The sequence below is a fragment of the Brevibacterium sp. HMSC07C04 genome, from assembly GCF_001815905.1.
Lineage (GTDB): Bacteria > Actinomycetota > Actinomycetes > Actinomycetales > Brevibacteriaceae > Brevibacterium.
In genome coordinates, this window is sequence record NZ_KV823242.1 from 1 (window position 1) to 1,212 (window position 1,212).

General features: G+C 70.0%; 2 protein-coding genes. One reads left to right on the forward strand and one right to left on the reverse strand.

The features are described 5' to 3' along the window. The coding region (locus tag HMPREF3162_RS02300; protein ID WP_141759532.1) for a MerR family transcriptional regulator at nt 1-198 on the reverse strand (198 nt) is incomplete at its 3' end. 98 nt (nt 199-296) lie between these two features. Between HMPREF3162_RS02300 and HMPREF3162_RS02305 the strand changes: the two genes are divergently transcribed. Further along, nucleotides 297-1,212, forward strand: a 916-nt coding sequence (locus HMPREF3162_RS02305; RefSeq protein WP_176747330.1) for an FAD-dependent oxidoreductase, incomplete at its 3' end; no start/stop codon positions are given.

The window sequence follows — 1,212 nt, forward strand, 5'->3', positions numbered from 1 at the left end:
GATCTGGCGGATCTGGGCGAGGGTGAGGCCCGCGGCCTGGCCGCGGTGGACGAAGTCGATCCGAGCGACCATCTCGGGCGCGTAGTCGCGGTATCCGGACGGCGTGCGCTCGGTCGGGGGCAGAAGGCCCTGTTCCTCGTAGAAGCGAAGGGTCTTCGCGGTAGTGCCCGCCCTCTCGGCGAGTTCTCCGATCCGCAATGCTGTCTCCCTCCGTGGCCGCGCTTGACCTTCCCCTGCGCTGGAAGGTCCAGTATGGCTGAGACAGAGCAGAAAGCCAAGAATTGACAGGAGCAGCGATGCCTACGAAGTACGATCTCGCCATCATCGGATCGGGAGGCGGCGCGTTCGCCGCTGCGATCCGCGCCAGCACGCTCGGGAAGTCGGTGGTGATGATCGAGCGCGGGACGCTCGGCGGCACCTGCGTGAACACGGGCTGCGTCCCGTCGAAGGCGCTCATAGCCGCGGCCGGCGCGCGGCACGTCGCCGTCGACGCCGCAACCCGGTTCCCCGGGATCGCGACGACGGCGGATCCCGTCGACATGCCCGCGCTGATCGCTGGGAAGCAAGCGTTGGTGGAGTCGCTGCGCGGCGAGAAGTACGCCGACGTCGCCGACTCCTACGGGTGGGCCGTCCGCCGCGGCGATGCATCGTTCGCCGGCGGCCCAGACGCCCCGGTACTGGAGATCATCGCCGGCGACGGGACGGTCGAGACCATCGAGGCCGACCACTTCCTGGTCGCGACTGGTTCTCGCCCGTGGGCTCCGCCGATCGACGGCCTGGAGGAGACCGGGTACCTGACCTCGACCACGGCAATGGAACTCGCTGAGGTTCCTGAGTCGTTGCTGGTGCTCGGCGGCGGCTACGTCGCCCTGGAGCAGGCGCAGCTGTTCGCTCGCCTCGGCTCGCAGGTCACGCTGCTGGTGCGGTCCCGGCTCGCCTCGAAGGAGGAGCCGGAGGTGTCCAAGGCGCTTCAGGAGGCGTTCGCCGACGAAGGCATCCGCGTCGTCCGCCGCGTGGTGCCCACCCGGGTGTCCCGCGGCACGGGAGGCGAGGCCGTCGTGACCGCCGACGTGTCCGGCGACTCGCAGGAGTTCCGCGCCGAGCAGGTGCTCGTCGCCCTCGGACGCCGTCCCGTCACCGATGGCCTGAACCTCGATGCGGTCGGGGTGAAGACCGGGGACTCCGGCGAGGTGGTCGTCTCCGACCGGCTGC